This window comes from Desulfovibrio sp. SGI.102, from assembly GCF_050314315.1.
Taxonomy (GTDB): domain Bacteria; phylum Desulfobacterota; class Desulfovibrionia; order Desulfovibrionales; family Desulfovibrionaceae; genus Desulfovibrio.
Map to the genome: position 1 here is coordinate 88,069 of NZ_JBNPNC010000004.1, position 13,652 is coordinate 101,720.

The 13,652-nt window shown below is 60.0% G+C and carries 12 protein-coding genes; 2 read left to right on the plus strand and 10 right to left on the minus strand.

The genetic code is table 11. The features are described 5' to 3' along the window. Positions 1-59: 59 nt before the first annotated feature. The gene (locus ACQRCJ_RS02170) at positions 60-2,603 is read right to left on the minus strand and encodes a hypothetical protein (RefSeq protein ID WP_427799274.1); all 2,544 of its coding nucleotides are present in this window, start codon (positions 2,601-2,603) and stop codon (positions 60-62) included. Positions 2,604-2,825: 222 nt separating this feature from the next. On the opposite strand from ACQRCJ_RS02170, the gene ACQRCJ_RS02175 reads away from it, so the two are divergent. Beyond that, positions 2,826-3,116: a hypothetical protein gene (locus ACQRCJ_RS02175; RefSeq protein ID WP_427799275.1), complete on the plus strand. Its 291-nt coding sequence runs from the start codon at positions 2,826-2,828 to the stop codon at positions 3,114-3,116. A gap of 22 nt (positions 3,117-3,138) precedes the next feature. Here the strand turns inward: ACQRCJ_RS02175 and ACQRCJ_RS02180 are convergent, their stop codons facing one another. From ACQRCJ_RS02180 to ACQRCJ_RS02215, 8 genes are read right to left on the minus strand one after another with little or no spacing between them, the layout of a single operon-like run. Further along, the gene (locus tag ACQRCJ_RS02180; RefSeq protein WP_427799276.1) at positions 3,139-3,801 is read right to left on the minus strand and encodes a hypothetical protein; all 663 of its coding nucleotides are present in this window, start codon (positions 3,799-3,801) and stop codon (positions 3,139-3,141) included. Positions 3,802-3,805: 4 nt separating this feature from the next. Beyond that, complete coding sequence (locus ACQRCJ_RS02185) at positions 3,806-4,675, minus strand: hypothetical protein (protein ID WP_427799277.1); 870 nt, start codon at positions 4,673-4,675, stop codon at positions 3,806-3,808. A gap of 10 nt (positions 4,676-4,685) precedes the next feature. After that, entirely contained in the window at positions 4,686-8,846 is a 4,161-nt protein-coding gene (locus tag ACQRCJ_RS02190; protein WP_427799278.1) for a hypothetical protein, read from the minus strand. Further along, positions 8,843-9,283 (minus strand): hypothetical protein, encoded by a 441-nt coding sequence (locus tag ACQRCJ_RS02195; RefSeq protein WP_427799279.1) that lies wholly within the window; start codon positions 9,281-9,283, stop codon positions 8,843-8,845. Before ACQRCJ_RS02195 ends, ACQRCJ_RS02190 begins: the two co-directional genes overlap by 4 nt. 26 nt (positions 9,284-9,309) lie before the next feature. Further along, the gene (locus tag ACQRCJ_RS02200; RefSeq protein ID WP_168936370.1) at positions 9,310-9,930 is read right to left on the minus strand and encodes a hypothetical protein; all 621 of its coding nucleotides are present in this window, start codon (positions 9,928-9,930) and stop codon (positions 9,310-9,312) included. Between the two features lie 17 nt (positions 9,931-9,947). After that, positions 9,948-10,238 carry a hypothetical protein gene (locus tag ACQRCJ_RS02205; RefSeq protein ID WP_168936371.1) on the minus strand — a complete coding sequence of 97 codons (291 nt, stop codon included), beginning with the start codon at positions 10,236-10,238 and terminating at the stop codon, positions 9,948-9,950. Between the two features lie 23 nt (positions 10,239-10,261). Next, entirely contained in the window at positions 10,262-11,116 is an 855-nt protein-coding gene (locus ACQRCJ_RS02210; protein ID WP_168936372.1) for a hypothetical protein, read from the minus strand. A 4-nt stretch (positions 11,117-11,120) separates the two neighbouring features. Then, the gene (locus tag ACQRCJ_RS02215) at positions 11,121-12,194 is read right to left on the minus strand and encodes a bacteriophage T4 gp5 trimerisation domain-containing protein (protein ID WP_427799280.1); all 1,074 of its coding nucleotides are present in this window, start codon (positions 12,192-12,194) and stop codon (positions 11,121-11,123) included. Between the two features lie 222 nt (positions 12,195-12,416). Between ACQRCJ_RS02215 and ACQRCJ_RS02220 the strand changes: the two genes are divergently transcribed. Further along, a complete protein-coding gene (locus ACQRCJ_RS02220; RefSeq protein ID WP_427799281.1) occupies positions 12,417-13,370 on the plus strand; it encodes a Fic family protein in 954 nt (317 codons plus the stop codon). 141 nt (positions 13,371-13,511) lie between these two features. On the opposite strand, the gene ACQRCJ_RS02225 is transcribed toward ACQRCJ_RS02220, so the two are convergent. Next, a complete protein-coding gene (locus ACQRCJ_RS02225; RefSeq protein WP_427799283.1) occupies positions 13,512-13,637 on the minus strand; it encodes a DUF3467 domain-containing protein in 126 nt (41 codons plus the stop codon). Positions 13,638-13,652: the final 15 nt, after the last annotated feature.

The window sequence follows — 13,652 nt, forward strand, 5'->3', positions numbered from 1 at the left end:
CAGCGCGCTAGGTAACTGCAGCTTGACCGGGCACGCCTGTTTGCACGCGAGGATCGGCACTACTCATAAACCATCATCGCGAACTCCTTCGCCTGTATCTGAAGCAGCAGGGAACGCACATCGGATTCCACCTCGGTAATAGCCTCACCGGCATCAAGTGTCTGTGCTCCATCCTTTTTGGTGCCTTCCCGGCCTTTGTCCCGGGCTTTCTCCATGATCTTGTCCATGATCTTGTCCGCGGCCCCCTTTTCACCTGTTCCCTGTGTTCCGTCAGCAGTACCGGAAGCTGTGTCATTAGCTGTTCCGTTTATGGGTCCAATACGGGAATCAATCATGGAGCCTGTACCGGAATCATTCGAACCTTCCTCAAAAGAACCTACCTGCTCTTTTTCCGGCATGTTGGAAGAACCGTCCTCCATACCGTTCCCGCTTTTTTCTCTCTTTTCCTCTTCCTTTCCAGTTTCCTTTCCAGTTTCCTTTCCCGTGACAGTCCTGAAGATCTTCAGAGGACGTCTTTTTTCAAGGAAATCGCCATTCAACTGAAGAGGTGTCTGCGGGCCCTCCGGACCGTTCCCGTACGTCGCCGTGAAACCCATGAATGCGCAGTAGTCTTCGAAAGTGACGATGTTCCTTCGCATGTACCTGTAGGCTTCACGCGGGTTGCTGTGGGGCGATGCCGTGGAGGTGTCCGGTGACGTCAGTTCCGAGAGAAGGGTTTCGTAGGACACGGCATCGGCACCAGGCACTCCCGGAGCGCCCGGCGTACCGAGGATGGTCTGGTAGATCTCCGTCATCCGGCTTTGGGACTGCGTGATGTTGTCCACCGCCGTCAGCGGGTGGTTGATGGGGATCGTCGCGGCTTCCTTGAGCAGCCTGGCGAAGTTCATGCTGATGCTCGTCCTGACCTCGGTGCCGGAGATGCTGTGCTCGACAGCCAGGACGTGCCCGGCGAAGGCGAAGTGGGTATCGTTGTTGTCGAAGACGACACCGGGGAACCCGGGTGTGACGTAAGGAGCGAACTGGCAGGTCGCCGTGAGCTGTCGCGGGGCGTACTTGAGGTTGAGCAGCTGCCGCCGGCAGAAGCGCTCCTTGAAGATCTTCTCCGTCGCCAGTGTCGAACCGGTGTTGTCCTGTACCCCGCTGTTCATGAAGGGGATGTAGTGGAACCAGCGCGGGGTACCGACCTGTCTTACCCACGGCCCCGTGAATTCCTCGACCTTCAGGAGCTCGTTGCTCAGGGCCCGGATGCCGTTTTTCAGCAGAGCGTCCGGAACCTCGAAGTTCTGGTATGTCTCGGAAGGGTAGAAATCCAGCAGGCCGGTCTGGGCGAGCTTGCTGCTGGTATTCCCGCTGACCAGCTGGGCGAGGGGGCCGAACAGGTTGCGGATCTGGATGCGGGTAGGGGAGCCTTTGTACTTCTGGCTGGTCTGGATGCTCGTCACCAGGGTACGGTGCAGGACGTTGCACTGTGGCGGAAGGGAATCCGTCAGCAGCGGTTTCATGCAGGACGACACCAGCCTGGCCGGGATGTCCTTTTCTTGCGTGCCGGTGTCTTTCTCCATACCGGTTTGGGCCTGCTCCGCACCGTTTTTCATACCGGTTTGGGCCTGCTCCGCACCGTTTTTCTCCCCGGTGCCGGAGCCCGCGTCGGCGGGAATGGCCGCGTGGTAGGCCGGATTGGCGATGTAGAGGTATTCATATTCCATCTCGTCCACAAGGAAGGTCAGCAGCTCGCGCAGCGTCTGCTCCTCGGAAGCGTTCACGGCGCCACGCACCAGCAATTCCATGGCATGGAACGTTTGCATGCCATAGATCATCGGGAAAGCTGTAGCCATATCGTCCGTTTCCGGCAGCCCGGCGATCTTCCAGGCGGTCCCGTCATTCCCGGCTTTGTCGAAGTAGGGGAGGTATTCGAAACGGTCGAGCAGCCTGAGCGCTTCCGCCTGGTCGCGGAAATACTGTGACAGCTTCGACGCGTGGAGCTGCCCGAGCGGGGGGTGGTACTCCTCGCCCGTTTTCGGGTCCGTCTGCCCGGCCATCTGCATGAAGGCGTAGATGTTTTCCAGGTACTGCGACGGGTATTTGATGGGCAGGCCATTGTCCAGGGGATTGAGCCCGTAGCGGAACAGGCAGTGCGGGAAGGTGATGTCCGACGTGGCAACGTAGGCGGCCTGTTCCTGGTTGCCGGCACCGGACATGAGGAACATGTCGTCGAGCTGCGTCATGAAGCGCACCTTGCAGTCGCCGAGGATGTCGAAGTACGAGATGGCGTTGATGGTGACACTGCGCTCGAGAGGGCTGTTCATGTAGACCTTGGATTCGATGAATCCCTCGAAAAGCAGGATGAAGTGCGGCGACTCCACCATGGTCTCCTGCACGAAAACGTGCACGGGCACGCGGTCCGCCTCCCCAAGGGAGAAGAGTTCCGGGTACGCCGGGAGGGCGATCTCCGCTGTGGGAGGTTCATTGAAGACACAGCGGATGTTCACCGAGATCGTCGGCAGCAATATGCCGGCGATGTAGACCCGGCACTGGAGAAGGTTTATGTTTGCGTTCTCCGCGGACAATGTACCGTTTTGCGGTGTCTGATCGAGATCGGCCATCGGCGAATGCCTCTTCTGGATTCCGGATTTTGAAATGTTGGCAGGTTAAAATCTTCGGCCCCGTTTTTTCGCCTAAATATTGCAAAAAGGCGCCGCGATGTTGCGGCGATTTTTTAGCCATCAGACAGTCAGCAGGCTGGAGTGGTACCAAAACTGCTCGTGCTACAAAATACTGCGCAATATTTACACAAACCTGTTTGACAGAAGACACAGGAGTACGGTTTGGCCTATCGAAGCGGCGGTAAAGAAAAATATTTTGTCAAGGTGCACACTATAAAGATTGAAGAATTCAGTGTGTATGCTGACCGGATCTCAGATGCCCGGCAGCTTGTACACAATACTCCGTTCCCTGAATTGCGCGGAGGAAGAGAGTGTACGAAAATAACCATTAGCGACGAATACAATACAGGTGCCGAGACAGAGTACATCGGAGACTTCACCTTGTTTCCCGAAGAGGAGATTCGTGTACTCCGGGACGTGAGCGCTGCCGGTCAGTCAAGCGGTGGCGACTGATTTGCCGGACCAGTTTCAGCCATCACACCATCAGCAACCGGACTTCGTCGTCCGCCTTCGACGTCTCGCCGCCATCAGTGGCGCTGCTCGATACGCTGTCAGCTACGCCATCCGTGCCGTGCAGATAGTCGAACGTCACGAGGCTGCCGTTGTGGGACACATTGAGTGACAGGACAAGCATGGTGAACGTGACGATAAGAACGTCTTCCTGTGCTCCGCTCTCACTCAGCTGCATGCCCGTTACCGGACCGGTGTAAACGGAGTCCAGACATCGCAGGACGGGAACATTGCCCGTCCTGGCCACGGCGGAAAGGCGCAGCCTGTTTTTGTAGCAGTCAACGAGGTATTGCTTTCCGTAATTCTCCGGGCCATCCACGAGGACGCAGCTGACCGTCATGTGGAGCGGTTTCTTGCCGAAACATATCGCCCCGAAGATGTCCCCGACATAGTGGGAAAGCTGCAGGTGCTCTTCAAGATTGAACTGGACGCTCTGGACGAGGAGATCGATGTCGAGGGGGGACGTGGCCGTCGCCGATTCGTAAAAAGCCGCACGGCCTGTGAAATCGTCCGGACTGTACAGCGAATCGAGCGCCGAAAGCGTGTCTTCCGGAGTGGTCGGCTTGCGCCAGTCAAAGGCGTCTGTGGTCGATGTCCCGATCGATGTGGAAAGTTCTTCTGCTGGCATATGGCTAGACCGCAATATTTTCGCGAGGTTTGGAGGACGCCGGCGCACCGCTCCCGACAGGTTTCAGACTCGTTTCCGGGTCGGAGGACGACCGCAGGGCTTCGGGACCGTCTTCCTTTTGTTGAACATCCTGCTCACCTTTCCCGGCAGCCGACGTCGCCACCGACGGCTCCGTACCGTAATAGCCGAGCTTCAGGGGGTCACGGCTGCCCGTCATCCTGTAGCCATAGGCATGCCCCTGGATGCTGATATCGACGTAGCTCTCGTTCTCCACGGATGATTCGAGGACGAGGGCTTCGATGATGATCCTGAAGGTCGTGTCCTTGCTGACGAAGGTGCAGGTGCGCTCCTCCAGGTCCAGCTTTCTGGCGCGCAGTTCATCGACGTAGCGCCGCAGGAACTCGAAATGGTGATCGTTGGACGCTGTCCGGAGCAACTTGCCCGTAATGTTGATCTGCACCGGCAGGGCACCGGCGGCGAAGACGGACACGTTCTCCGACAGGGTATTGTGGACAAGGGATTTCTCCGAGTGTCCTTCCGTGATGCTTGTGATGATGATCTGCCAGAAGTTCGCCGCCGGTCCCCCGCTTTCCGGGCTAAACAGCCCTCCAGAAGCGGACAGCCCTCCAGAAGCGGACAGCCCTCCAGAAGCAGACAGCCCTCCAGAAGCAGACAGCCCTCCTGAACCGCCGGTGCCCAGCGCGAAATACCCCGTCCTGGCCTTGGTGAGGGACGCCGCCTTGCTCGAGGAGATGTACCCCGCATCGAAGACGGAGACCGTATCCACCGGAGTGTCGCGTCCGTCTGTATTGTAGCCGTAGACCTCGTCGTAGAATCCCTGGATATCGAAAGATCTCTGAATATCAAAAGCCATCGGGCGCCTCCTACAGCTTTTTCTGCAGGCCGGCCAGCGTCTGCCTGACGCCGTTCAACGTGGTGACAAGATCGCCTTTCAGCGTCTCGTTAAGAGTGTTGAGCGTACCTGTAAGGCCCTGCATGGTGTCTGTCATGGTGCCGGACGCGGTTCCGGCTTTATGGCCCGCGAAGTAGTCCGCCTGCTGCTTCTGTATCTCGCGAAGCGCGTTGGCCTGCGCCATGCCGGGATCGGTCTGGGCGGATGCCGACGCCTCATCGAACGTCGTGGTGGCGCCTGCCGTGTAGGCATCGGCCCCGTATTTGCCGGGATCGATGGAGCCGGTACGCTTCCTCTCCTCGGCCATTCGGGCGACAAGGGCCTTGTCGGCCGGTGTGCCGAACATGGCGACACGACGCTGGAACTCCTCGAAATTCGACAGGGCATCCTGCGCGGAGTTGAAGCGGTTCTTCTTCGCGAGCTCATTCAGGCCGGCAGAGCGGCGTGCCACGTTGGGCGCGAGTATCCCCAGCGCGACGCTCCCTGCCGCTCCGCCCATCGCGTCCCGGTTACGGGTCATGAACAGCCGTGAGGACACCTTGTTCTCTTCCCAGAGCCGTGCGCCGACGTCGCCAAGGGCATCAAGTGTTTTCTGGTCCGCGGAGAAGCTCCGTATCTCGTCCGCCCGCAACGTGCCGTCGCGAAGCATGCGTCCGACCGCCTGACCGTCCATGCCGTAGAGCCCGGCGATGCGGTCGATCTCCGTGCGGATGTTCCCGCGCTCTTTTTCGTTGGCCGAAGAGTTGTAGAACTTGGTGAGCGCACGCAGGGACACAAGCTGGCCATAACGGGGATCGGCGGACATGGCTGCCTGCACGGTAGCCAGGTCATCCTTGCCGAGACCGCGCAGGGCTTTGCCCGAGTAATCCTCCCACGCTTTTTCAGACCGTCCGGCGTAGAATTCGTTCAGCTTCCTGCTGCGCAGTTTTACGGCGTCCTCTTCCGCCCTCTTCCAGTCGATGAGCCTGCGACTCACGTCATCGTCTTTGCCCAGGTCGCCCCTTCGCACGGATGCGGTCGCCAGCAGGCCCTGGACTTCCATATCCCCTGAAAGCGCGTCTACAAGCTCACCACGGGCCTTTTCATTCAGATCCGGACGCTGCTGCGCGATGAGCCGGTCCAGGGCTTTACGGGCCTCTTTCCGGCGGCTCACGGGGGCGTTCAGGGCTCGGTAGTCGACATCGAAGGCGTTCGTATCACGCAAGGCGGTATCGAGCGCGTCCTGGCCGATATCCATCCCGAGCTTTTTCGAGAGCAGTTCGGCATCATCCTTGAGGGAGCCTCCGGACAGCTTCCGGCTGAGGACATTCGAGCCGAAGTAGGCATTCATGCTCATGGCATCGTAGACCGTCCCGTCCACCCCCTGGGGGTCCAGAGCGAACTGGGCCGCGGACAGCTCGCTTGTAAGGCGCTTGATGTCTTCGTCGAGGTTGTTGTTCACGGCGGCCTGGCTTGTGGTCGGAGCCTTGCCGTCGAGCATGTCGAACGCGGCCTTGTAGGCCAGCGTCTGCCTGCTGTTGGCTTCGTAACGTCCGTAGGCGCCGTTGGAAGGCGACAGGTTGTTGCGAACGGCCGCATAGAGGCGGTCGAGGAGCTGCTTTTTGCCTTCCGTCGAGGACAGGAGCTTGCGGGCTTCCTCCACGGAAACATTTTTGGCAAGGACACGGTAATCAGCCTCGGCGCCCGTATATTTTTGGTATTTCCTGTTCCATCCTCCGGGACCACGGTTATTGGCCTGGTCCGTCAGGACGCGCCGGAAACCCTCGTCCTTGAGCATCAAGCCGAGGATCTGGCTCCAGGATTCCTTTCCGCCAGCCTTCCTGTAAAGGCTGTGTGTATATTGTTCACGCGCTTCCTCATAATACGCCTGCCGCAGCCTGTCTTTCTTGCCGGACTTCAGGACGTTGTCCCAGGCGCCCTGCAGCAGACCGAGTTTTTCAGTTTCCGCAGCTGTCAGCCCCAAACCGGCGGCTTCTATTTTTTTGTTGACCTCGCTCTCGGTACTACCGGTGATTTTCCGCAAACGCTTGTCTCCAAGCTTTTTACGGGCACGCTCCAGCACGTCGACATCAGCGCTGTCTTTCGCAAGGTCGATGCCCTCAGCCCGGAAAGCTTCGAGCAGGTCCCTGTTTTCCGGTTTGTTAAGAAAACTGATCAGGTTTTGCGTCGTGAACTGGTGGGAGCCGAACGACGAGCCTCCGGTATCGGCGTAGCCGTGCCAGACCCTCGTTTTCTTGTTTTTCTTCGCACGCCCAGAGACCTGCCCGCCTTTTACCCGGAAGCTGACTTTTTTCATCCCTTCGCCGCTTGTCTCCTCGGAAAGCATGACAGGATTACGTCGTTCCCATTCGTCAGGGTCCAGAGCCCCGGTCGTCCATATGGATTCATCCCTGGACAGAGACATTCCCTGCGCGGCCTTCGCGGCCTTTCTGAGCGTCTTCTCGTCGGCAAGGGCGGACGAGGTAGGCCCCACATCGCTGTTTACGCCATTGATGTCCGGGATGTAGCCATTGGCCAAAGCATCGTTACGCTCGACATACCCGGCGTAGGCACCCGCGATACGGCCAAAGGTGGCCTCACTGAATTTGGTGAGCGTCTTGTCGAAGTCGCGGGCGAGGCGGCGGAAGGGGGTGGCGGCAAGGTCCTCTTCCTCACGGCGCTTTTGCCGGGCAAGGTGCGCTTCGCGTGCCACCTGCTCCCGGAAGTCGTCGCTGTGGAGCTGCTGCGCCTTGATGCGGGCGATCTCGGGTGAGTAGCCTTCCATTCGATAGCCGAATTCCGTGGCGGCCATGCCCGACCTGCCCACCTGCTTGCCTACGGCATGTGCCATGATGCCGCCCAGTACGTCGCCGCCGTATTTGTCCACGGCTTCGCCCCAGAGGTCGGGTTTGTTGCGCTGGAAAGCCATCATGGAGTCCAGATGGTTCAGGCGGCCGGAGCGGGACACCAGGAGATTCATGGGATTTTTGCTGTTGAGGATGTCCATGGGACTGACGTTCCTGTCGAGCCCGGTCATGGAATCGTTCGCCAGATATGACAGGAGCAGATCCTGTATCTTCGTCTGGGCCACGGCATCCTGCTGCGTCATGGTCTGGACCATGCCCGACACGCCTCCGTGCCGGGCCACCATGGCCGGGTTGATAAGACCCATGCGTTGCGCCTGGGTGATCATGGCCGCGTTGCCCATGGCCTGGATGGAGCCCTGGTAGTTGTTCAGGCCCATGGACGAGAACAGGAAGGCCCCCTGCTGCCCGTAGGTGTTCACCATGTCACTGTGGCTCATGCCGGCCATGCGGGAGAACATGTTCTCCTTGCGCATGATGTCCCGGAACTGCGAGATGTCCGCGCCCATGGTCTGAAGGCGCTTGAACTCCTTCATCAAGTCCTTGAAGTCCGTCGAACCGGCGACCTCCATGACCGTCGTCATGGTATCGCGCAGCTTCTTGATGATGTCCTTGTACTGGGCGGCACTGCCCGCGTAGTCGAACATGCCGTTCTCGACGCCGAGCTGGAGCATGCGCCGGTAGTCGCCTTCCTTGAACAGGACGTCGCCGGCCGCGCTCGCACGGGTGAAGCTGTCGATGCTTCGCGCGGATGCCGCGTTGAAGCCCATGCCGGTGGCGAGGTTCACGTCGCGTCCGCTGGTGATCCTGGGCATGGTAAGGTTCTGGATCGCACGCAGGTCGCGGACACGGTCGACGACGGGCTCGGCAAGACTGGGCATGGCCAGACCGGCGAGGGCGCCGGGGATACCCCCCAGAGCGCCGAAGGCCAGCGACGACACGCCAAAATCCAGTACCGTGCCGCCGAGAGCCAGCATCTGGTCACCGGAATGGCGCCGGATGTTGCTCATGTACTGCTGCTGGTTCACAGCCGGGTTGTAGGTGTTGAACGTGTACTTGGGCAGGCCGAAGGGCGCGCCGTAGTTGCGGATCATCCATGACTGGAGCAGGCCGGGCATCTGGTTCTGGTAGCCGGTCGGCGTTGGCCCCGGCAGCGTACGGAAAGCGCCGTACTCGGCAGGAGTAAGATACTGCGCCTGCGGCATGTAGCCCATTTGGCCGCCGGTCAGGTACTGGGTGGCGAGAGGGCCGTAATTCGTGAAGATAGGTGCTTGTTCCTGCGTGATCACTTGCTGTCACCTGCCGTGGCGCTGCTGATGTGGTTGATGGTTTCCTTCAGGGCGTCCATGGCCTGCCGCAATTCCTTCAGCGAGGTGAAGCCCTGTTTCCCGGCGCTGTGCATGCCGGCCGCCATAAGGCCGAGATACCGGGTTCTGTCTTCATCGGTCGCCTGCCTGCGTCCAGGCATGTCCCGGCGTTGGGGGAGGCCGGCATCCTGTTTGTTGAAGGGAGAGACGAGGGCGGACACGGCGTCCAGGTACTCGCGCATGTTCTTCAGGTAGTCGTCCCGGGCCCCGTCCCGCAGGCCGGACGATACGGACAGGAGGAGGAAGACATCGAGCATGCGCCCGCCGAACCACTGGCCCAGCCCGTGCCTGTACGCCTGTGTGGCTGTGACATGCTCGCGCAGCAGGCGGAACTCCACGCTGCGCCTGTCATACTGCACCCCGGAATGCCTGAGGACCTCAGCCCTTACTTTTCCTTCCGGGGTCGCATAAAATTTTTGATGGCCCAGTCGGACGTGGCCACGGCGATGGTCCTGTCGAACACCGCCAGCTTGTTCACCAGGGCGTTCTGGATGATGTACGGCATGTCCTGGACGCGCTTCCGGGCCCTGTCGAAGTCCTCTTTCGTCTCGACGCGGTATGTCTCGTCCTTGAAGGAGACCAGGGACGCCGCCAGGTTGCAGACGGCCACCAGGTTGTTGTAACGCATCATGGACAGGCGTTCGTCACCGGCGGTCTCCCTGTCGATGGTCTCCAGGATGTAGTCGTCGACCCAGGAGGGGCGGATGCGGAACTCCGCCGGGATACGGTCGAACAGCTCGAACTTCCAGGAAACGTTCCCGGACGTGATCAGGTATTCCAGGACGTCACGGATGTCGTCATCGGAGATGTCCCGCGCGTGGAGAAAGTCCCGGTAGCTTTTGATGACGGACTCCGGGCCGAACTCCTCCAGCGGGCTTTTGAGGGTGGCGTCTCCGTCCACTTCAGGTACGGGCCGGGGCGTTTTTTCCTCGGCGATGGCCGCTGGGGGGATGGTGCCGCGTGCTTCCGTGCCGTGAAGACCTCGCGATGCTTGGCGAATATCCATGATCTCTCTCCTTATGCTCAGTCTGAAAAAACGAAATCCGAGCCGGTGACAAGCCGGCCCTCTATCTCACCGGTGACGGGGTCACCGACGCGGACGACGGGCTTGCCTTCGATAAACAGAACTTGTGATCGCCCCACGGACGTGCAGCTATGACCGCAGTCCCCGCGCCCAAGGCTGCCCGTGACGCAGACGTTCCTGTCCTCAATACGCGGGAACTCACCTGTCATCATGGTCCCCTGCACCGTATGGTCGCAGACCCGGCAAAAGCCCTCAAAACGGTCGCCAACGCAGCAAACAGGCTGTGGCATGCCGTGCTCCTTATGTGTCTTCACTATGTCGTTGTCGTGACCTTCGCTTTGGCCAGCTTGAAATCTTCCGCGACCTTCATGGCTGTCTCCTGGGCCGCGCCTACCGGACGGGCCACGGCCGCCTCCAGACGATTCCCGGCCTCGTCGACGGCGCCGTTCAGTGATTCCCAAAGCTGTTTCGCGCTGGTCCCGGGAAGACGTTTGGCCACGTCGTACATGGCGCAGGCGGCCTCCACGCAGCGTTCGAGCTCTTCCAGCTTGTCCAGCCAGTCCTTGACCCCAAGGCGGTCCAGGGCGTCGTTGAAGAGTTTCGACGCGTTGCTGAGCGCTTCGGCGGGCGTTTCCTCCAGAGCGTCGAGGGCGGAATTGGCCTTGGAGCTCAGGGCGTTTTTCAGCCGGTTGACAAGGGCATCGACCTTTTTGCCGGCATCCAGCATATCCAGCACTTCCTCGATGAGCTGTCCGAGTTCGGTACGCGCTATGTACGGGCAATCCAGTGCCTTTTCCAAAGCCCGCTTGAGGTCGGCAACGGCGCTTTGGGGGCCGTCCAGGAAAGCGTCAATGGCTTCGGAAACGTCGTCGAAGGCTTTCAAGGCGCCGTCCATGAGCTCCCGGGCCTTGTCGAAGGGATAGTCAAGGAGCTTCTTTGCCATGGACATGATGCGCTTTGGGAGCTGGATCAGCTTTTCCACGGCCTTGTGGACTTGCTGCAGGGCGCCGAGGGCCATCTCGCAGTCCGGGGAGGTGAAGTCCACGTCCGGTATGTCGGGGAGCGTGTCACTGACCTTGTCGAGCGTCGTCTTCTCCACGCACAGGGGGCCGAAGACATGCGTGTATCCTTCAGGGCATTTGCCGTTTTTCGCCGTGGGAGTCGCCATGAGGCTATGCCTTCCTGATATTGAGGGACGAGCAGGTAACGTCCACCGGTCCCACGCTGTTCGACCGGGACACGAGCGTGATGCTTTCCGCGCCGACGCGCAGGGCGCCCCCCACCTGAAGGTCGAGATCGGAGCCGACGGAGTGGTTCTCCCTGTTGCCGACAGTGAAATCGAGCTTGCCGAAAATGGCCCGCGTCTCGTCGCCGCCCACTTCGACGGAGCGCTTGCCGTCCACCTGGTAGTAATCATCGCCCATGACGCGGACTTCGTTGTCCTTGCCCACCGAAAGCAGGGCGTCCCGCGAGGTGGCCAGGACGAGCTTGCCGTCAGTGCCCATGACGATGGCGCCGTAGTCTCCGCCGTCCACGCTGTTGACGCGCACGCCGAAGCGGGAATCCGGGGCATCCGGGGTATCGCCGAGGTAAAAATGGGTCGTGGGCGTCCCGCTGCCGGGCTGTGCCTCGTCGCCGTATTTGGCGCCGCCTACGATGGACATGCCCGTGCGGCCGGAACTGCCGTGGGAAAAGCTGATGTCGCCGAAGTCCGTGCTGATGGTCAGCTCACGGGCGACGATCTTCACGAAGTCCATAAGGGCGCCCATGATGATCTGGCTCATGGGGGAGGCTTTGAGGACGATGCCGCCTTCGGACAGCAGGGCGAGCTCCGCGCCGCCGTCGGTGGAGAAGACTTTGTCTCCGGGCATGTAGGAGGCCGGGCGGCCGCAGGTGTAGGAGTCGCGGCGTGTCGCGCCGTAGGTGAGCTTGTTGTCGCCCCCTGAGTCCGTGGACGTGCTGCTGGTCGATGTGGGCACGCCCGGCTTTGCCGCCACGGGGATGGTGCCCATGATGTAGGGCTGGCCGTCGAGATAGGTATAGAAGACCACGGCACCGCGCAGGTTGCTTGCCCAGGAGGCGTCATTGCTCTGCAGGCCGCCCGTGGTGTTGAGGATGGGCACGCCGTAGAGCATGCCGCCCTTCGTCTTCAGGATGTCGCAGGTGAGGGTGGCTGGATTGGCGGTGATGACCGTGGCTGTACTGAAATATTCGGGGTGACCGGTGTGCGCGGCGATGCTTTCCATGCGGAAAGATTGACCGGTATGCCGGGGGCGGTTCAGAGCCGCTGTTTGTGTTCGCGTTCCTGAAGTGGTACGCAAACGGCATGACGATGAATCGCAAACGGCATGACGATGAGTCGCAAACGGAGGATGGCCATGACAACGAAACGGCGGGATGCGATCCTGGCCTGCCTGCGTCATCAGGACGGCGTACGGCGGGAGGATATCGGGCGCTATCTGGAACAGATGGGGAGCGCCTGTTCAAAAACGACGCTGGTACGGGAGCTGCATGCCCTGTCCGGTCTCGGGCTGGTGGAAAGATCCGGCACCGGCAAGGGCGTGCGCTATGCGCGCAGCCGGAATTCGGCACAGACCATGCCTGTAGATGTCGCCGCGTATTTTTCAAAAGACGCGGACGAACGTTCTGTGCGCAGCGAATACTTCAATTTCGATCTGTTCGACGAATTGCAGCATCTTTTGACGCAGGACGAGATCGCCGGACTGGACGCCCTGAATGCCGTGTTCCGCCAGAAAAAAGCCACGTTATCTCCAGGCCTTTTGCGAAAGGAGTACGAACGGCTCACCGTGGAGCTTGCATGGAAGTCCTCAAGGATCGAAGGCAATACCTATACGCTTCTTGATACGGAACGGCTGCTCAGGGACAACGTGACCGCGGCCGGAAAGACGGTGGAAGAGTCGCGCATGCTGCTCAACCACAAACAGGCGCTGGAATATGTCCTGTCCGCGCCGGAGTACTACAGAGAGATCACCGTCCGCAAGATGGAAGAGATCCACAGCCTCCTGACGGAAGGACTGCACGTCGCTCCCGGAATACGCTCCGGCATGGTCGGTATCGTCGGGACGAACTACCGTCCTTTGGATAACAAATTCCAAATACGTGATGCTCTTGAGAAGTTGTCAGATATGATCAACAGGACGCGGCACGCCGTGGAAAAGGCTCTGCTCGCCATTTTGATGATCTCCTACATCCAGCCGTTCGAAGACGGCAACAAGCGCACGTCACGCATCCTTGGCAACGCCTTGCTGGTTGCGGCAGATTACTGTCCGCTATCCTACAGAAGTGTGGATGAAGTCGAATACAAAAAAGCGATGATCCTTTTTTATGAGCAGAACAACGTCAGCTATTTCAAGCAGCTCTTTCTCGAGCAATTCCGCGCGGCCGTGAAGGATTATTTTTAGCCTGTCTGTTCCTGGAGCGGTTGTACCGAAGACGGAACAGGTGGTGCTGCCCGGCAAGGCGGAACGGTCGTGATGACGCAACAAAGGCCGAAGAGGTTTTATCCTCTCCGGCCTTTTGTATCCCGGGCGTTTCCGTGAGCCTTAGTACAGGGCGATTTCGCCGTACTGGGCTTCATACTGCTGGATGGTCTGCACCAGCGCGGCGGCCAGGCGTTTGGCGCTTTCGGGGCTCATGCCGATGGCCTTTTGCGGCTGCACGGCCAGCACCGGGCCCTGCTGGTC